The organism is Bacteroides sp. MSK.18.37 (assembly GCF_019129155.2).
Lineage (GTDB): Bacteria > Bacteroidota > Bacteroidia > Bacteroidales > Bacteroidaceae > Bacteroides > Bacteroides ovatus.
Window position 1 is genome coordinate 913,101 of sequence record NZ_JAHOIB020000001.1, and the last position, 18,975, is coordinate 932,075.

Here is an 18,975-nt window from a genome sequence, read left to right on the forward strand (position 1 = left end):
GGAACTTATCATATAAACAAGTACATTTGCCCTGTCAAATCTATTTATAACTTAACACACATTTTGACCATGAAGAAAAGTATTTCTCTTCTTCTTTTGTCCTTGCTAATGATTACCCCCAGTTGCCAGAAGACAAAAGAAGCGGCGAACGAGTACAACATCGTTCCCAAACCCAACCAGATTCTTCCACAGGAAGGACGCTTTGAACTAAACAACAAAGTCTGCCTCGTAGTTCTCTCGGATGCTCCGGAAGTAAAAAGCATTGCCGACAGCCTGGCCGAACAACTAAAACTGACAGCAGGAATCTCCTTGAAAGAAGCTGAAAGTGCAGATGGAAAAACGGCGATCTCTTTTGTTGTACAGGAAGGTATGCCGAAAGAAGGTTATAAATTATCGGTCACTCCCAGTCTCATTACACTCACCGCTTCCCAGCCAAACGGATTCTTTTATGGAGTGCAGACTCTTTATCAGTTACTCCCTCCGGCAATTTACGGAAAGCAGTTGGATAAGAAAGCTGACTGGTCGGTTCCTGCCGTAGAAATCGAAGATTCACCCCGTTTTGTTCATCGCGGACTCATGTTGGATGTATGCCGCCATTATGTACCGATAGACTACATTTACAAGTTTATCGACTTACTGGCTATGAACAAGATGAATGTCTTCCACTGGCATTTGACAGACGATCAGGGATGGAGAATCGAGATCAAGAAATATCCCAAATTGACGGAAATCGGTTCCAAGCGTGAAAAGACATTAGTAGACTATTACTATGTAAACTATCCGCAAGTATTCGACGGAAAAGAACATGGAGGTTATTATACACAGGAGCAAATCAAAGATGTAGTGGCTTATGCTGCAAGTAAATACATCAATGTTGTTCCCGAAATAGAAATGCCGGGACATGCATTGGCTGCACTTGCCGCCTATCCGGAATTGTCATGCGACTCTACACAGACTTACAAAGTATCTCCTACCTGGGGAGTATTCGAACAGGTATTCTGTCCGAGTGAAACGACTTTCAAATTCTTTGAAGGAGTGATGGATGAAGTTATAGAATTATTCCCCAGCGAATACATTCACATCGGTGGCGATGAATGTCCCAAGACAGCGTGGAAGAACAGTGCTTTCTGCCAGCAGTTAATCCGCCAGTTAGGGTTGAAAGATGATACAACTCCCAGTAAGATAGACGGAATAAAGCACAGCAAAGAAGATAAGTTGCAGAGCTATTTCGTTACCCGTATGGAGAAATACCTGAATAGCAAAGGCAAAAACATCATTGGCTGGGATGAAATTCTCGAAGGTGGTCTGGCTCCCAATGCGACTGTTATGTCATGGCGCGGTGTAGAAGGCGGTATGAACGCAGCCAAAGCAGGACATAATGCCATCATGACTCCGAATCCTTATGTATATCTGGACTACTATCAGGAAGAGCCGGAAATTGCTCCGACTACTATTGGCGGATACAATACCTTGAAGAAAACATATAGTTATAACCCTGTTCCGGACGACGCTGACGAGCTTGCTAAGAAGCATATCATCGGAATACAAGGTAATATTTGGAGAGAATATATGCAGACTTCAGAACGTACAGACTACCAGGCTTTCCCACGTGCAATGGCTATCGCCGAAACGGCCTGGACACAAAACGCAAACAAAGACTGGAAGAATTTCTGCGAACGGATGGTGACTGAATTTGAACGTTTGAAAGTTATGAACACCCAACCTTGTCTCAACTTCTATGACGTAAATATAAATACGCACGCAGATGAAAACGGCCCTTTAATGGTATTGCTGGAAAGTTTCTACCCGAATGCGGAAATCCGGTATACAACGGACGGCAGCGAACCGTCCAAAGTGTCCATCTTATATGAAAAGCCTTTCGTTCTTGAAGGTAATATCGACCTGAAAGCCGCTGCTTTCAAAGACGGAAAGATGTTGGGCAAAGTAGCTCACAAGCCACTGTATGGCAATTTATTGACAGGAAAGCCCTATACGGTTAATTATACGATGGGATGGACAGGCGATATATTCGATGAAAACGATGTATTAGGAGCTGACAAAACCACCTTTGGACTGACCAACGGCAAACGAGGCAATAATGCTTCTTATACTCCGTGGTGTAGTTTTGGCATCGTGGAGGGTAAGGACTTGGAATTTATCGTTCATCTGGATAAACCGACACAAGTCAGCAAAGTTATTTTCGGTTCTTTATTCAATCCTGCCATGAGAATTCTTCCTGCAGGAGGAGTTGCTGTAGAAGTATCAGCAGACGGCAAGCAATACACACGGATAGCCGAAAAAGCTTTGAAACACGATTATCCGGAAACAGGAAGAATTGCATTCACCGATTCCATTGAGTTTGAACCGGCACAGGCTACATTCCTGAAAGTCAAAATCAAGAATGGTGGCACACTGCGTAATGGTGTCAACTTTGAAAAGAATAACGGGCCGGAAGTCATTCCTGCCGAATTATGGATAGATGAAATAGAAGCGTATTAACCAAAGACAATCGACAAATATTGTTCGAAAAGCTTTGAGTTTATAAAATAAAGGGGAGCAAGACTCCCCTCTCAACAAAATCACCCACGCTACAGATTAAACTCTAGCGTGGGTGATTTTCATATTTATAAGGGTTTTAATACCCTCCTATGGTCGGATATAAACCGGATTAAATGAGTCCTTTGGCAGAAAGATAACGTTCTGCTTCCAAAGCAGCTTTACAACCACTTCCCGCAGCCGTAATAGCCTGACGATAATGCGGATCGGCAACATCTCCTGCCGCAAAAACTCCGGGAACTTTTGTACGGGGACTATCACCTTCCGTGATGATATAGCCCACTTCGTCCGTATCAACGTATTCTTTAAAGATTTCAGTATTCGGTTGATGTCCGATAGCCAGGAAGAAACCGTCGATAGGCAAGCTGTAACGTTCTTCATCCGGTTCGCCCCAACGTTTCACCAGGTTTACACCTTCTACCCCATTGTCGCCAAACAAACCAACTGCGTTGTGTTCAAAAAGAACTTCTATTTTCTCGTGGTTCATTACTCGTTCCTGCATAATCTTCGATGCGCGCAGGAAAGGTTTACGGACAATCAGATATACTTTGGATGCAAGTCCGGCAAGATAAACAGCTTCTTCACAAGCCGTATCACCGCCACCGACTACGGCAACTACTTTCTTACGATAGAAAAATCCGTCACAAGTGGCACAAGCGCTTACACCCATTCCGGCATATTTTTTTTCATCTTCCAGTCCCAGATATTTAGCAGTAGCTCCGGTAGCAATAATCAATGATTCTGTTTCAATAACCTTATCACCGTCGATTGTTATTTTATAAGGGGCTTTGCTCAAATCGGCCGCCGTAGCAATACCGAAACGAACATCTGTTCCGAAACGGCTCGCCTGTGCACGCAAATCTTCCATCAACTGCGGACCACTGATTCCTTCCGGATAACCGGGGAAATTCTCCACATCCGTGGTAGTAGTCAACTGGCCACCCGGTTGCAATCCTTCATAAAGCACCGGACATAAATTTGCACGTCCTGCATAAATCGCTGCCGTATATCCGGCAGGTCCTGAACCTATAATCAGGCATTTCACTTTTTCTATTTCTGCCATTTTAATTTATCTTTATCGTTTTGTTATAAACGTATATTATCTCAAATCTATTACCTCCGCATTGGGGTATTGTTTCTTATCAAACGTAAAAACCTGATCCGCATAATTCTGCTTAGTCTGATAACTTGTAATGGTTATCTCATTACGCGTCTGCTGACCACGCTGTTGAAGCAAAATACACAAAGGTTCATAAGTATCCTTTGTCACAAAAAGAGTGATATGTTCCAACTCCTGTTTCTTATCCCTGGCAGTCAAAACGACTTCCCAAACGGCTTTTCCACGATACGTCTTAGTTGCTCCTAACTTATAAGAGAATCCTTTCTGATACATATATAGAAACGTATACGGATTAATCTGCTGCAACTCTTCCTGTGTCGGATTGCTGACGTTCACTTCATCATTCTTTGTCACATAACTCCACTGCGTTTTTCCATCAAACCAAGTGATGATATCCGACGTTTTCAGTACGAATTTCTCTCCTTTCAACTGAATCGTTCCATTTTCTGCACCTTCTACCAGACCGTTCGTCACAGCCTTTACAGTAAAATCAGCCTTTACACCACCTGCTTTACGAAACACCTCTGCCGTCTTGTCAAGAATGACTTTAGCCTGCGACTGTTGTTGGGCAATCACAGGCAAAGACAGTAAAGCTATTAAAACACTAAAAATGTACTTTCTCATTTGATTAATAAACGAACGGTTACTGTAAATTGTTCAATCGCATTTCAAGATCGTTATCATCCATGCACAAGACATCGCGCGCCTTGCTTCCCTGGGTAGGACCTACGATTCCCGCTTTTTCGAGTTGGTCCATAATACGTCCGGCACGGTTGTAACCGATAGCGAATTTACGCTGAATTAACGAAGTGGAACCTTGCTGATGGATCACTACCAGTCGGGCTGCATCTTCGAACAACGGATCAAGCCGTCCCATATCAATATCTCCTACTTCACTACCACCATCTTCGCTCACGAACTCTGGCAGGAAGAACGGAGTAGGATAACTTTGCTGACGGGCAATAAACTTCGTAATTTCTTCCACTTCCGGCGTATCGATAAAGGCACACTGCACACGCACCGGATCGGCTCCCTGCAAGAAGAGCATATCACCCTTACCAATCAAACGGTTAGCACCCGGACGGTCGAGAATGGTACGGGAGTCCATCATGGCAGATACACGGAATGCGATACGTGCAGGGAAGTTGGCTTTGATCGTACCTGTAATAATATTAGTAGTCGGACGCTGTGTAGCGATAATCATGTGGATGCCGACAGCACGCGCCAACTGTGCAATACGGGCAATCGGAAGTTCCACTTCCTTACCGGCGGTCATAATCAAATCTCCGAACTCGTCAATCACCACTACGATATACGGCATAAACTTATGTCCCTTTTCTGGATTCAGGCGGCGGTTGATAAATTTCTCGTTATATTCTTTGATATTACGCACATGTGCCATCTTCAAAAGATCATAACGGGTATCCATCTCCACACAAACAGAGTTCAGGGTTTGCACTACTTTCGTTACGTCCGTAATAATCGGTTCGCCTCCATCAGGAAGTTTGGCAAGGAAGTGATTTTCAATCACCGAATAGATACTGAATTCCACTTTCTTCGGATCGACCAGCACAAACTTCAATTCTGCCGGATGCTTCTTATATAATAAGGAAGTGATAATGGCATTCAAACCGACTGATTTACCCTGACCGGTTGCACCTGCCACCAATACGTGCGGCATCTTGCAAAGGTCGAACATAAAGACTTCGTTCGTGATCGTCTTACCCAATACAATAGGCAAGTCATATTTGGATTCCTGAAATTTCTTACTTCCGATCACACTCTGTCCGGAAACAATCTTCGGATTCTTGTTCGGTACTTCAATACCGATAGTTCCTTTACCCGGTATCGGAGCAATAATACGGATACCATCAGCGGAAAGGCTCAATGCGATATCATCTTCCAAACCACGGATTTTAGAAATACGTACTCCCTGTTCCGGAGTAATTTCATATAGAGTTACCGTAGGTCCCACGGTTGCTTTAATCGTACTGATTTCGATTCCGAAGCTGCGCAATGTATTGATGATGCGGTCTTTATTTGCATTCTGCTCGTCCATGTCAATCGTCGGATCATCATTTTCAAAATGCTTCATCAAATCGATAGTCGGGAAACGGTAGTTTTCCAAGTCCTTAGTAGGATTATACGGTTCGAGTTCAGGTCCTTGGTATTCTTCTTCCGAAGCTGCCGGTTCCACCTCAAATCCGGGTTCCGCCTCTTCCAAAGAGTCTTCCTGCACAATAGGAACAGGATTGGAAACAGTCGGTTCAAATACCATAGTCACTCCTTCACTTTCGTCAGATACGGAAGTATCTTCCTTTTCCGGTTTATTAATAGGAAAGTCGTCTTCAGGTTCTTCAGCCTGAATATCCATCACTGGTGCCGGAGGAGGTGTCTGTTTATACGTCCGTTTCAAATTGAACTCCACTTCTTGCGGTTGGGAAGTCGTAAATTCCGGATCTCCTTCCGGAACATTCTCCTTTTCTTCTTTCTTTTCGCGTTTCAAGAAACTCAATGCGAAGAGTTTACGCAACCAGATGACGGTACGTGCACTTATATATATGAAGAAACAGATAGCCGTTATCAACAGGATCATCCACACACCGGGTACTCCAACTTGCGAAATCAGCCAACGACTGACATTATATCCGTGCATACCTCCCAAATAAATGAAGGAATCCTGATAATGATCCATAAAGGCAAATCCGAAGAATACGGAGAACCAGACCAGCAAGAGTGTGCAGCCGATAAACCACTTCCACAGACGTACAACACGTACACGCATTAACTTCAATCCTGCCACTGCCAGGAAAACAAGTATGAAGAAAGAGGAAACGCCGAAACAGTCATTAATCAGATAACTGGCCAACTGCGCTCCGCGTGAACCTGCATAATTCTTCACTTGATTATTAACAGCTGCCAAATCTGCCGAACTACCACTATCAATAATACTTTGATCGGCAGCCCCCGTGAAGAAGAAGGAAGAAAAAGCCAACAACAGGTAAACGGAAAAGATGACCAGCATCAATCCGATTACAAAATGAATGGTTTCATTCTTAAATACAGCCACAATTTTACTGGGGGAAGAGGGAGTACGTTCCGCCTCCTTATCTAATTTCTTCTTTGCCATGAGTCTTTAATTCTTTTTTATAAAACTGGAATGAGATTCTAAGCTGCAAAAATAATAAAAAAATAACGAGCACTACGCTCATTCAATCCTTTTTCTTACCTTTGCGTTTCAAATCAATATAGATCATGGAAAAAGAAAGCCAAACGATATTTGATAAAAACGTAATTGAGTTCGTAACGGTAGCTGCCGAATTTTGTGCATTTCTCGAACGTGCCGAACGCATGAAGCGTAGCACTTTCGTTGATACATCATTAAAAATACTTCCACTACTCTATCTCAAAGCATCTATGCTGCCCAAATGTGAGACTATCGGGGACGAAGCACTTGAAACGTATGTCACAGAAGAGATTTACGAAATTCTGCGTATCAACCTTTCCGGATTGATGGCTGACAAGGATGATTATCTGGACGTATTCGTGCAAGATATGGTGTATAGCGACCAACCTATCAAGAAGTCTATATCGGAAGACCTGGCCGACATTTATCAGGATATTAAAGATTTCATATTTGTCTTCCAACTGGGACTGAACGAAACAATGAATGATTCATTGGCCATCTGCCAGGAAAACTTCGGTACACTGTGGGGACAGAAACTGGTAAACACACTTCGCGCCCTTCATGACGTGAAATACAACCAGGAGGAAGAAGAAGAGGAAGTAGGTAATGAAGAAGGATTTTACGAACCAAGCGACGACACCGATTGTTGTGAAGAAGATGGCTGTCATTGCCACGATGATGATTGCCACTGTCACGAAGACGGTTGCCATTGCCACGATGATGAATTAAAATAAAAATGATTGTAAGAAGAACCATAGATAAAGATGAACTAAAAGAACTCCCGAAAACAGTCTTTCCGGGACGTATTTATGTTATCCAGTCGGAAGCTGAAACGGAAAAAGCTGTAGCTTACCTCCAATCCAGACCAGTGATAGGTATCGACAGCGAAACTCGCCCTTCCTTTACCAAAGGACAATCGCACAAAGTAGCACTTCTCCAGATTTCTTCCGAAGAATGCTGTTTCTTATTCCGGCTCAATATGACGGGATTGACTCAGCCATTGGTTGACTTGTTAGAAAATCCGGCTGTAATCAAAGTGGGACTTTCACTGAAAGACGACTTTATGATGCTGCACAAACGTGCACCTTTCACCCAACAAAGCTGTATCGAATTACAGGACTATGTGCGTCAATTCGGAATACAGGACAAAAGTCTGCAAAAGATTTACGCCATCTTATTCAAAGAAAAAATATCCAAATCACAACGCTTGTCCAACTGGGAAGCTGATGTATTAAGTGACGGACAGAAACAATACGCTGCTACCGATGCATGGGCATGCCTCAATATCTACAATCTGTTGCAAGAACTGAAACAGACGGGAGATTGGGAGGTTTCTCCGCTGACAGCTACTGTCTCTCCCGCGGAAGAAGTGATAAGTAATAAAATAAGTGATTAATAACCAATAATAAAACGATCTGAAGCCCTCCCCCTTGGGAGAGGGTTGAGGAAAGACTACATTATGCATAAAGTATATCTCAAACCTGGTAAAGAAGATTCTCTTAAGAGATTCCACCCCTGGATTTTTTCCGGTGCTATCGCTCGTTTTGACGGAGAGCCCGATGAAGGTGAAGTTGTAGAAGTGTACACCTCAAAAAAAGAATTTATTGCCGAAGGACATTTCCAGATCGGAAGTATTGCTGTACGCGTACTGTCTTTCCGCCAGGAACCTATCGATCACGATTTTTGGAAAAGCAAACTGGAAATTGCATACGATATGCGTCGCAGTATCGGCATCGCCACTAATCCGACCAACAACACCTACCGTCTCGTTCACGGTGAAGGAGACAATCTCCCCGGACTGGTGATTGACGTTTATGCCAAAACCGCTGTTATGCAGGCACACTCTGCAGGAATGCACGTAGACCGCATGACAATTGCCGAAGCTTTATCCGAAGTAATGGGTGACAAAATCGAAAATATCTATTATAAATCAGAAACAACTCTTCCTTTTAAGGCAGACCTTTTCCCCGAAAACGGTTTTCTGAAAGGAGGAAGCAGTGACAATATCGCACAAGAATATGGCTTGAAGTTCCATGTGGACTGGCTGAAAGGTCAGAAGACCGGATTCTTTGTAGATCAGCGTGAAAACCGTTCTTTGCTGGAACGTTACGCCAAAGACCGTTCGGTACTGAATATGTTCTGCTACACCGGCGGATTCTCATTCTATGCCATGCGCGGAGGTGCGAAACTCGTGCACTCTGTCGACAGTTCAGCCAAAGCGATTGATCTGACTAACAAAAACGTGGAATTAAACTTCCCCGGTGATTCCCGCCACGAGGCGTTTGCCGAGGATGCTTTCAAATATCTCGACCGCATGGGCGACCAGTATGATTTAATCATCCTTGATCCGCCCGCATTCGCCAAACATAAAGATGCACTGCGGAATGCTTTGCAAGGTTACCGTAAACTGAATGCCAAAGCATTCGAGAAAATCAAACCGGGCGGCATCCTGTTTACTTTCTCTTGTTCGCAAGTGGTAAGCAAAGATAATTTCCGTACTGCTGTGTTTACCGCAGCAGCCATGTCAGGGCGTAGCGTACGCATTCTACACCAGCTGACTCAACCGGCCGACCATCCGGTAAACATCTATCATCCCGAAGGAGAATATCTGAAAGGATTGGTACTCTACGTAGAATAACCGGCAAGGTGCCGGAGCCAAGTTTCCATTCGGATATCAGGCATTTCTCCGGAAGTATGGCTGATTAGAGAGGGCAGTAACAGAAAAACGGAAGATTCAAAGTTAATTAGAGTTAACAAATAGAAGATTTTCGAGAAAACATTATGTTGTATAACATAAACCCTATATCTTTGCACTGTGTTTTTCATGGTATTAGATTTAAGGTTAACAAAGATTGGCTGTCTGGGATAGATAGCCTTCTTTTTTTTATACCCCCTTCATTTGTTTTTTCACACCCAAATCTCATCTTTTCTTCGCATTTATGCCATTTTTATCCCCTTTTTATCAAATTACTTATCCACCTATTCAACGAAAATATTATATTTGCAAGGTTTATGAATGTGAAGAGAAACACAAATTAAAAAAGTCATGAGTATAAAAGTTCGTTTGATTATTATGAACTTCCTGCAATTCTTTGTATGGGGGTCATGGTTAATATCATTAGGTGGTTATATGGGAAGAGAACTTCATTTTGAAGGAGGACAAATCGGAGCCATTTTCGCCACCATGGGGATTGCCTCTTTGGTAATGCCGGGTATTATCGGTATTATTGCCGATAAATGGTTTAATGCAGAACGTTTATACGGACTTTGCCATATTGCAGGAGCAGGATGTCTCTTCTACGCTTCCACCGCAACGGGATACGACCAGATGTATTGGGCCATGTTACTCAACTTGTTGGTATATATGCCCACTTTATCCCTCGCCAACACGGTATCGTACAATGCACTGGAGCAATACAAATGTGACCTGATTAAAGACTTCCCTCCTATCCGCGTATGGGGAACAATCGGTTTTATTTGTGCCATGTGGGCTGTCGACCTTACCGGATTCAAGAATTCAAGTGCACAACTTTATGTAGGAGGTGCTTCCGCATTGCTACTCGGACTTTATTCATTTACGCTCCCGGCCTGTCGACCGGCTAAATCTGAAAACAAATCATGGCTCTCCGCTTTCGGACTGGATGCGCTGGTGTTATTCAAGAAAAAGAAAATGGCTATTTTCTTCCTTTTCTCCATGCTTCTAGGTGCAGCATTGCAGATTACGAATACTTACGGCGACCTTTTCCTAGGCAGTTTTGCCAGCATCCCTGAATATGCAGATTCTTTCGGAGTGAAACATTCAGTCATCCTGTTATCCATTTCACAGATGTCCGAAACATTGTTTATTCTTGCCATACCTTTCTTCCTGCGTCATTTCGGAATCAAACAAGTCATGCTAATCAGTATGTTCGCTTGGGTGTTCCGGTTCGGCCTGTTCGGTTTTGGAGATCCGGGATCAGGACTATGGATGCTGATCCTTTCCATGATTGTTTATGGTATGGCCTTTGATTTCTTCAACATTTCCGGTTCGTTGTTTGTTGAACAAGAAGCCAAATCTTCTATCCGTGCCAGTGCACAGGGCTTGTTCTTTATGATGACTAACGGATTGGGAGCCATCATGGGCGGATATGCCAGCGGTGCGGTAGTTGATGCATTCTCTGTATATGCCGACGGCAGACTGGTGAGTCGCGAATGGATGAACATTTGGCTGATCTTTGCCGCTTATGCGCTGGTAATCGGCATTCTGTTTGCCTTGGTATTCAAGTACAAACACCAGCAGGAGAGTAAAACAAATTAAGTAAAAGAGAACGATGGACAAAAAGGTAGAATTACAAGTTATAAATATCACGAACAGCCAGGCGCAAGTAGGCGCGTTTGCTATGCTATTGGGCGAAGTGGACGGTGAAAGGCAACTGCCTATCATCATCGGTCCAGCGGAAGCCCAGGCTACCGCTTTATATCTGAAAGGAGTGAAAACTCCCCGTCCGTTGACACATGATTTATTTATAACAAGTCTTACTATACTGGGAGCCAGCCTGATACGTGTATTAATTTACAAAGCAAAGGATGGTATTTTCTACTCCTATATTTACCTCAAAAAAGACGAAGAAATTATACGTATCGACGCACGGACTTCAGACGCAGTTGCCCTGGCAGTGCGTGCCGACTGCCCGATTCTTATTTATGAATCTATTCTTGAACAGGAATGTCTTCACATGTCGTCAGAAGAAAGAACCCGTTCTGAAGAAACGGACAACGACGAAGTGGCTGAAGAAGAACATGATTTGCCCGGTGCTACTTCCAGAACGCTTGAAGAAGCACTGGAACAGGCTATTAAAGATGAGAATTACGAGTTAGCCGCGCAGATACGCGATCAAATCAATTCAAGAAATAAAAATCAGTAAGTAATATTATGCACGTATTTTATACTCCAGATATACAGAAAAGCAACGAGCTTCCCGAAGAGGAAGCACAACACTGTATCCGTGTTCTGCGGCTAAGTATCGGAGACGAAATCACGCTTACCGACGGTAAGGGTAACTTCTACAAAGCTGAAATTACTGTTGCAACCAACAAACGTTGTTTCGTAAACATCAAAGAAACCATTTTTCAGGAACCGTTATGGCCGTGCCATTTACACATTGCCATGGCACCAACGAAGAATATGGACCGCAACGAATGGTTTGCAGAGAAAGCTACCGAAATAGGTTTTAACGAACTGACTTTCCTCAACTGCCGTTTCTCGGAACGTAAAGTCATCAAGACCGAACGGATTGAAAAGATTCTGGTATCAGCCATCAAACAATCTCTCAAGGCACGACTGCCAAAATTGAACGAAATGATTGAGTTCGATCAGTTCATCAGGCAGGAGTTTAAAGGACAGAAGTTTATCGCCCACTGTTATGAAGGGGAGAAACCTCTATTGAAGAATGTTCTGAAACCAGGAGAAGACGCCCTTGTCCTGATAGGTCCCGAGGGAGATTTCAGTGAAGAAGAAGTGAAGAAGGCCATCGAACGGGGATTCGTTCCGATTAGTCTCGGCAAATCACGGCTCCGTACAGAAACAGCGGCATTGGTGGCCTGCCACACGCTGAATCTGCAAAATCAATAACAGCAGTAAATGTCTGAATCAATGATTATACAACTTTTAAATAACATAAGTATGGCAAAGAAAACGATTTCACGACTCTCGGTACTGGCAGTACTGATTGTTTTTCTGGCAGCATGTTCCAAAACATCGGAATATACAAATGTGATACCGGCTGACGCTTCGGTAGTTGCCTCTATCAACCTTAAATCCCTCGCAAGCAAAGCGGGATTGGATGATAAAGAGAATGAAGCTGCTAAACAAAAAGTACTGGAAGCACTGAAAAGCGGAATGAATGCGGCCACATTCCAACAACTGGAAAAGGTTATGAAGAATCCGGGCGAATCGGGAATCGATGTTGAATCTCCATTCTATGTGTTCTCTTCATCTTCTTTCCCTTATCCTACTGTTGTAGGTAAAGTGAACAATGAAGATAAGTTGCATGCTTCACTCGACGTGATGGCAAAAGAACAGATCTGCCAACCGGTAGGCGAAGCTGACGGTTACAGTTTTACAACGATGAACAGCGGTTTGCTTGTTTTCAATAGTTCTACTATATTGGTAGTCAATGTCAGCGGAACAACTCAAACTGATAAAGCCAAAGAAGCCATTACTAATTTGTTGAAACAGACAGCAAGCAATAGTATCGTGAAATCAGGAGCTTTCCAGAAAATGGAGAAACAGAAAAGTGATATTAACTTCTTTGCTTCCATGACAGCTATTCCTTCAACCTACCGCGATCAGATAACCATGGGATTACCTACTGAAGTGAAAGCGGAAGACATCACTCTGATAGGAGGACTGAACTTTGAAAAAGGAAAGATTGCCCTCAAAACAGAAAACTATACTGAAAACGAAGCAGTGAAAGCTCTCCTAAAAAAACAAATGGAATCTGTTGGAAAAGCGAATAATACTTTCGTTAAATACTTCCCGGCTTCTACCCTGATGTTCTTCAACGTAGGTGTAAAAGGAGGCGAACTGTATAACCTGTTGAGCGAAAACAAGGAATTCCGCAACACAGTATCTATCGCTAAGGCAGACGAAGTAAAAGAGTTGTTCAGCTCGTTCAATGGTGATATTTCTGCAGGATTAATCAACGTAACGATGAGCAGTGCTCCCACTTTCATGATGTACGCTGACGTGAAGAACGGCAATGCTCTTGAAATGATTTACAAGAACAAGGAATCATTGGGATTGAAGAGAGGGGAAGATATCATGCAACTTGGCAAAGACGAATATGTCTACAAGACAAGAGGCATGAATATATTCTTCGGCATCAAGGATAAACAAATGTATGCAACCAATGATGAGTTACTCTACAAAAACGTAGGTAAAGCTGCCGACAAATCAGTCAAAGATGCTCCTTATGCATCGGATATGAAGGGAAAGAGCCTATTTATAGCAATCAATGCCGAAGCAATCCTCGATCTGCCTATTGTTAAAATGGTAGCAGGTTTCGGAGGACAGGAAGCTAAGACATATATCGAACTGGCCAACAAGGTTTCTTACCTGTCCATGAGTTCAGAAGGGGAAGTCAGCGAGATTGACCTCTGCCTGAAAGACAAAGATGTAAATGCCCTCAAACAAATTGTAGACTTTGCCAAGCAATTTGCCGGCATGTAATAAATGTATAAACCAACGGTATGAATAGTATTCACTTACAGCAAACACTTCCCCAAGTGTTTGCTGACCGTAATTCGGTGACTTCGGACGTATGGCATCAGGATCTTTTCTTCCGGAAAGGAGAAATGTATCTGATTGAAGCTGCTTCCGGCACCGGCAAATCTTCGTTGTGCAGCTATATCTATGGCTACCGCAACGACTATCAGGGGATTATTAATTTCGATGAAACCAATATCAAAGCATACTCCGTGAAGCAATGGGTCGACCTGCGAAAGCATTCACTAAGTATGCTTTTTCAAGATTTACGCATCTTCACCGAACTTAGCGCTCTTGAAAATGTGCAATTGAAGAATAACCTCACCGGATGCAAAAAGAAAAAAGAAATCTTATCGTTCTTCGAACAACTGGGGATCGCAGATAAAATAAATGTGAAAGCCGGCAAGCTATCTTTCGGACAGCAACAGCGCGTCGCCTTTATCCGGGCGCTCTGCCAGCCGTTCGACTTTTTATTTCTGGATGAACCGATCAGCCACCTGGACGATGATAACAGCCGCATCATGGGTGAACTTATCATCGCTGAAGCAAAGGCACAAGGAGCCGGAGTGATCGCCACTTCCATCGGTAAACATATCGAGTTGCCTTACAGCCATACACTTCAACTGTAGTAAGCTGGTTAATAACAGGTAGCAGGTAATGAACAACCTCTTTTTCACAGCATCATTTCAAATCGTAAATTGTAAAATCGTAAATAAAATGCCAACTCTTGTCTGGAAGCTTCTCCGCCAACATATCAGTATCGGTCAATTAGCCGGTTTCTTTTTAGCCAACCTATTCGGCATGATGATTGTATTGCTTAGCGTACAGTTTTATAAAGATGTCATTCCGGTATTCACCGAAGGAGACAGCTTTATGAAAAAGGATTTCATCATAGCTACAAAGAAAATCAGTGCTCTCGGTTCTTTTGCAGGAAAGAGTAATACATTCTCTGCCGAAGAAATTGCGGATCTGAAAAAGCAACCGTTTACCAAAACAATAGGAGCTTTCACTCCTTCTCAATTCAAAGTTTCAGCAGGATTGGGAATGAAGGAAGCCGGTATTCATCTTTCCACAGATATGTTTTTTGAGTCTGTTCCCGATGAGTTTGTCGACATCAAACTCGATAAATGGCATTTCGATGAAAACACACATACCATACCCATTATCATTCCGCGCAACTATCTGAACCTTTATAACTTCGGTTTTGCGCAAAGCCGCAGCCTCCCCAAACTATCGGAAGGGTTAATGAGTCTGATTCAAATGGATATTATGATGCGTGGCAACGGACGGGTGGAACAGTACAAAGGAAACATTGTCGGTTTTTCCAATCGTCTGAATACGATTCTTGTTCCCCAGTCCTTTATGAAATGGGCTAATGAGAATTTCGCACCGAATGCAGAAGCCCAACCGGCACGATTGATTATCGAGGTTAGCAATCCGGCAGATTCCGCCATCGCCAGTTATTTTCAGAAGAAAGGATATGAAACGGAAGATGGTAAGCTGGATGCCGGAAAAACAACTTATTTCCTCCGTCTTATCGTAGGTATTGTATTGGGAGTGGGTTTATTTATCAGTATCCTTTCATTCTATATACTGATGTTGAGCATCTTCCTGCTTTTACAAAAGAATACAACCAAGCTGGAAAGTCTATTACTAATCGGATACAGTCCCAACAAGGTAGCATTGCCTTATCAGTTGCTCACGGTAGGATTGAACGTTATTGTGCTTGTATTATCCATCGGATTAGTCTCCTGGTTGCGCAGTTATTACATAGACAGCATCCGCATCCTATTTCCACAGCTGGAAACCGGATCATTATGGGCAGCAATCAGTATGGGTATTCTATTATTTATCGTTGTATCGGTGATTAACATACTGGCAGTAAAAAAGAAAGTGCTTTCGATCTGGATGCACAAATCATAGATGTAGAATCAAACACATAACGTATGAAAAACAAAACTACATTTTCTATCCATAGAGGCTTAATAGCTTTCTTTTTCGGAATACTGTTCTGTTTTGCCCCATTGTCAGGGCAAAACGTACAAGATACAATTATTGCGTATTTTAATCTACTGGAAAAAATCCCACAGGAGAAACTCTACTTACATCTGGACAAGCCCTTTTATGGGGCAGGAGAAAAAATATGGTTCAAGGGATATCTGGTAAACTCTGTTACACATCAAGATAATACACAAAGCAACTTCATCATTACAGAGCTTGTCAACCGTTCCGACTCTATTGTAGAACGGAAAAAGATCCGCAGAGATTCATTGGGTTTTCATAATGCTTTCACCCTCCCTCCCACTCTCCCTGCAGGTGATTATTATTTGCGGGGATATAGCAACTGGATGCTTAATCAGGAACCGGAATTCTTTTATTCACGCAATCTGAAAATCGGTAATTCGATTGATAATACGATTGTTTCAAATATTGAGTATCAGCAAGAAGACGAATCACATTATACAGCCAAGGTAAGATTTACCAGCAATACCCAAGAGGCTTTCGGAAATACTGCCATCCGCTACCGCTACATTGAAAACGGAAAGATTAAAGATAAAGGTAAAAGAAAGACAGACGAGAATGGGTTGATTTCTATTTCCCTGCCGGATTTGAAGCCTATTGCCACACGCCACATTGAAGTAGAGTTCGATGATCCCCAATATATTTATAAAAAGACTTTCTATCTGCCTTCGTTTACAAAAGACTTTGATGTTAAGTTCTTCCCGGAAGGAGGTGCTCTCCTGACCGTTGCTCATCAGAATATAGCTTTCAAGGCTCAAGGATCGGATGGCTTTTCTACAGAAATAGAAGGATTCCTGTTCGATGCCAACGGAGACACATTGACAGCTTTCCGCTCGGAGCATGACGGCATGGGAGTTTTCACACTGAATCCGACTGTGGGAAAGTCTTACTATGTGATTGCCAAATCCGGTGACGGTATCAGTAAACGATTCGACCTCCCAGCTGTAGAAGAAAAAGGAATCACACTTTCCATGACACATTATAAAAAGGAAATCCGTTACGAAATCCAGAAAACAGAAGCTACCGAATGGCCTCAAAAGTTATTCTTGATTGCGCACACTCGTGGAAAGCTGGTCATCCTGCAGCCAGTCAGTATCGACAGGACTTTTGGAAGAATGAACGACAGTTTATTCAACGCAGGCATCACCCATTTCATGCTGATCGACCAACAGGGCAACGCACTTAGCGAACGCCTGGTTTTCATACCCGACCGGAATCCGCATCAATGGCAAATTCTTGCAGATAAGCCGACATACGGAAAAAGAGAAAAGGTATCCCTGCAAATTTCAGCAAAAGACGATAACGGTACTCCGGTAGAAGGTAGTTTTTCCATCAGCATTACCGACAGAAAGAGTATCCGCCCGGATTCGCTTGCTGACAATATCGTATCGAATTTTCTATTGACCTCCGACTTAAAAGGATATGTAGAAAATCCCGGATATTATTTTTTGCAGCAAGACCTCCGGACTCTCCGCACGGTAGACTTCCTGATGATGACGCACGGATGGCGCAGACACCATATCCAGAATGTACTGACTGCACCTTCAATGAACCTCACCAACTATATGGAAAAGGGGCAAACTATCAGCGGACGTATCAAAGGTTTCTTTGGAGGTAACGTTAAGAAAGGACCTATTTGTATTCTGGCTCCCAAACAGAACATCATCGCCACTACCACCACAGACGAAAAAGGAGAGTTTATCGTGAACACATCTTTCAGAGATAGCACGACTTTCCTTGTTCAGGCACGTACCAAAAGAGGATTTGCCGGAGTGGACATCGTGATTGACACTCCTCAATACCCGGCAACTTCGCACAAGTCTCCTTTCCATGATGGAACAGCAACGTTTATGGAAGATTATTTGCTCAACACCCGCGACCAATATTACATGGAAGGTGGAATGAGAGTGTACAATCTGAAAGAAGTGGTAGTCACTGGAAGTCGTAAAAAGGCCAGTTCAGAAAGTATTTACACAGGAGGTATCAACACCTACACGATCGAAGGGGACAGACTGGAAGGATTCGGTGCACAAACAGCTTTTGATGCAGTCACCAGACTTCCGGGCATTAGCGTGACAAATGGAAATGAAATACATATCCGCAACAATCCCGAGCAACCTGTCATTGTTGTTGACGACGTGGTGTATGAAGACGATAACGACATCCTGACCATGATACAAACCAGTGATATGTCGAGCTTGAGCCTTCTTCGCGGTGCCGATGCAGCGATCTTAGGTTCCCGCGGTTCGGCAGGTGCTATCGTTATTACGCTGAAAGACGGCAAAGATATCCCGGCAAGACCGGCACAGGGCATTATCACATGTACTCCACTGGGGTACAGCGACTCGGTCGAGTTCTATCATCCTACTTATGATACGCCTGAAAAGAAGAATGACCAACGCTCGGATTTACGAAGTACGATCTATTGGAATCCTACCCTTCAACTGGATGCTAATGGAAAAGCAACCATCGAATACTATACTCCGGACAGCACTGCACCGGAAGATATAACCATAGAAGGCGTGGATAAAAACGGAAAGGTATGCCGGATAGTACAAACGATCAACAACAGATAAATGTGGAAAAGATTTTGAATGTCAGGTTTATAGACTTACGCAAGTAAGCACAACTCTATTAAGGCACCTTTATCTTTATTCTATCAAGCAGGTATACATCTGTTAAGCTACCGATATCATTCATTCACCACGGCCGTGGAGAACTAACAAGAGCGGTACTTTAGCTGAACAATAAAGGCACTCTAGCTGAACAATGCCAGTATCTTTAAGCTACTTTACCCGTATCTCCGTGTTATTCTATCAGCATACTAGAGTTATCACACCTGAT

The 18,975-nt window shown here is 43.1% G+C and carries 14 protein-coding genes; 11 read left to right on the plus strand and 3 right to left on the minus strand.

What is annotated here, in order from left to right:
- Window positions 1–69: 69 nt before the first annotated feature.
- Window positions 70–2,499 (plus strand): beta-N-acetylhexosaminidase, encoded by a 2,430-nt coding sequence (locus KSX81_RS03985; RefSeq protein ID WP_004301821.1) that lies wholly within the window; start codon window positions 70–72, stop codon window positions 2,497–2,499.
- 169 nt (window positions 2,500–2,668) lie between these two features.
- Here KSX81_RS03985 and trxB read toward each other — a convergent pair whose 3' ends face one another.
- From trxB to KSX81_RS04000, 3 genes are read right to left on the minus strand one after another with little or no spacing between them, the layout of a single operon-like run.
- Entirely contained in the window at window positions 2,669–3,619 is a 951-nt protein-coding gene (gene trxB / locus KSX81_RS03990; protein WP_004301820.1) for a thioredoxin-disulfide reductase, read from the minus strand.
- Between the two features lie 36 nt (window positions 3,620–3,655).
- On the minus strand, window positions 3,656–4,300 hold the full coding sequence (locus KSX81_RS03995; RefSeq protein ID WP_004301819.1) for a LolA-like putative outer membrane lipoprotein chaperone: 645 nt from the start codon (window positions 4,298–4,300) through the stop codon (window positions 3,656–3,658).
- 19 nt (window positions 4,301–4,319) lie between these two features.
- Entirely contained in the window at window positions 4,320–6,806 is a 2,487-nt protein-coding gene (locus KSX81_RS04000; protein ID WP_004301818.1) for a DNA translocase FtsK, read from the minus strand.
- A gap of 125 nt (window positions 6,807–6,931) precedes the next feature.
- Here KSX81_RS04000 and KSX81_RS04005 point away from each other — a divergent pair, with 125 nt between their 5' ends.
- The 10 genes from KSX81_RS04005 to KSX81_RS04050 all read left to right on the plus strand — a co-directional run bounded on the left by KSX81_RS04005 (window position 6,932) and on the right by KSX81_RS04050 (window position 18,707).
- On the plus strand, window positions 6,932–7,597 hold the full coding sequence (locus KSX81_RS04005; protein ID WP_004320881.1) for a DUF5063 domain-containing protein: 666 nt from the start codon (window positions 6,932–6,934) through the stop codon (window positions 7,595–7,597).
- A 2-nt stretch (window positions 7,598–7,599) separates the two neighbouring features.
- A complete protein-coding gene (locus tag KSX81_RS04010; RefSeq protein ID WP_004301815.1) occupies window positions 7,600–8,259 on the plus strand; it encodes a 3'-5' exonuclease in 660 nt (219 codons plus the stop codon).
- A gap of 63 nt (window positions 8,260–8,322) precedes the next feature.
- Entirely contained in the window at window positions 8,323–9,501 is a 1,179-nt protein-coding gene (locus KSX81_RS04015) for a class I SAM-dependent rRNA methyltransferase (protein ID WP_004301814.1), read from the plus strand.
- Between the two features lie 408 nt (window positions 9,502–9,909).
- Window positions 9,910–11,160, plus strand: a complete 1,251-nt coding sequence (locus KSX81_RS04020; RefSeq protein WP_004301812.1) for a nucleoside permease — start codon at window positions 9,910–9,912, stop codon at window positions 11,158–11,160.
- Window positions 11,161–11,173: 13 nt separating this feature from the next.
- On the plus strand, window positions 11,174–11,767 hold the full coding sequence (locus KSX81_RS04025) for a bifunctional nuclease family protein (protein ID WP_004301811.1): 594 nt from the start codon (window positions 11,174–11,176) through the stop codon (window positions 11,765–11,767).
- 8 nt (window positions 11,768–11,775) lie between these two features.
- Complete coding sequence (locus tag KSX81_RS04030; RefSeq protein WP_004301810.1) at window positions 11,776–12,474, plus strand: 16S rRNA (uracil(1498)-N(3))-methyltransferase; 699 nt, start codon at window positions 11,776–11,778, stop codon at window positions 12,472–12,474.
- 51 nt (window positions 12,475–12,525) lie between these two features.
- Window positions 12,526–14,073: a DUF4836 family protein gene (locus KSX81_RS04035; protein ID WP_004304609.1), complete on the plus strand. Its 1,548-nt coding sequence runs from the start codon at window positions 12,526–12,528 to the stop codon at window positions 14,071–14,073.
- Between the two features lie 20 nt (window positions 14,074–14,093).
- Window positions 14,094–14,738 (plus strand): ATP-binding cassette domain-containing protein, encoded by a 645-nt coding sequence (locus KSX81_RS04040; protein WP_004301808.1) that lies wholly within the window; start codon window positions 14,094–14,096, stop codon window positions 14,736–14,738.
- A gap of 88 nt (window positions 14,739–14,826) precedes the next feature.
- Window positions 14,827–16,032, plus strand: a complete 1,206-nt coding sequence (locus KSX81_RS04045) for a hypothetical protein (protein WP_004320882.1) — start codon at window positions 14,827–14,829, stop codon at window positions 16,030–16,032.
- 23 nt (window positions 16,033–16,055) lie between these two features.
- The gene (locus tag KSX81_RS04050) at window positions 16,056–18,707 is read left to right on the plus strand and encodes a TonB-dependent receptor plug domain-containing protein (RefSeq protein WP_217725753.1); all 2,652 of its coding nucleotides are present in this window, start codon (window positions 16,056–16,058) and stop codon (window positions 18,705–18,707) included.
- The last annotated feature ends 268 nt before the right edge of the window (window positions 18,708–18,975 follow it).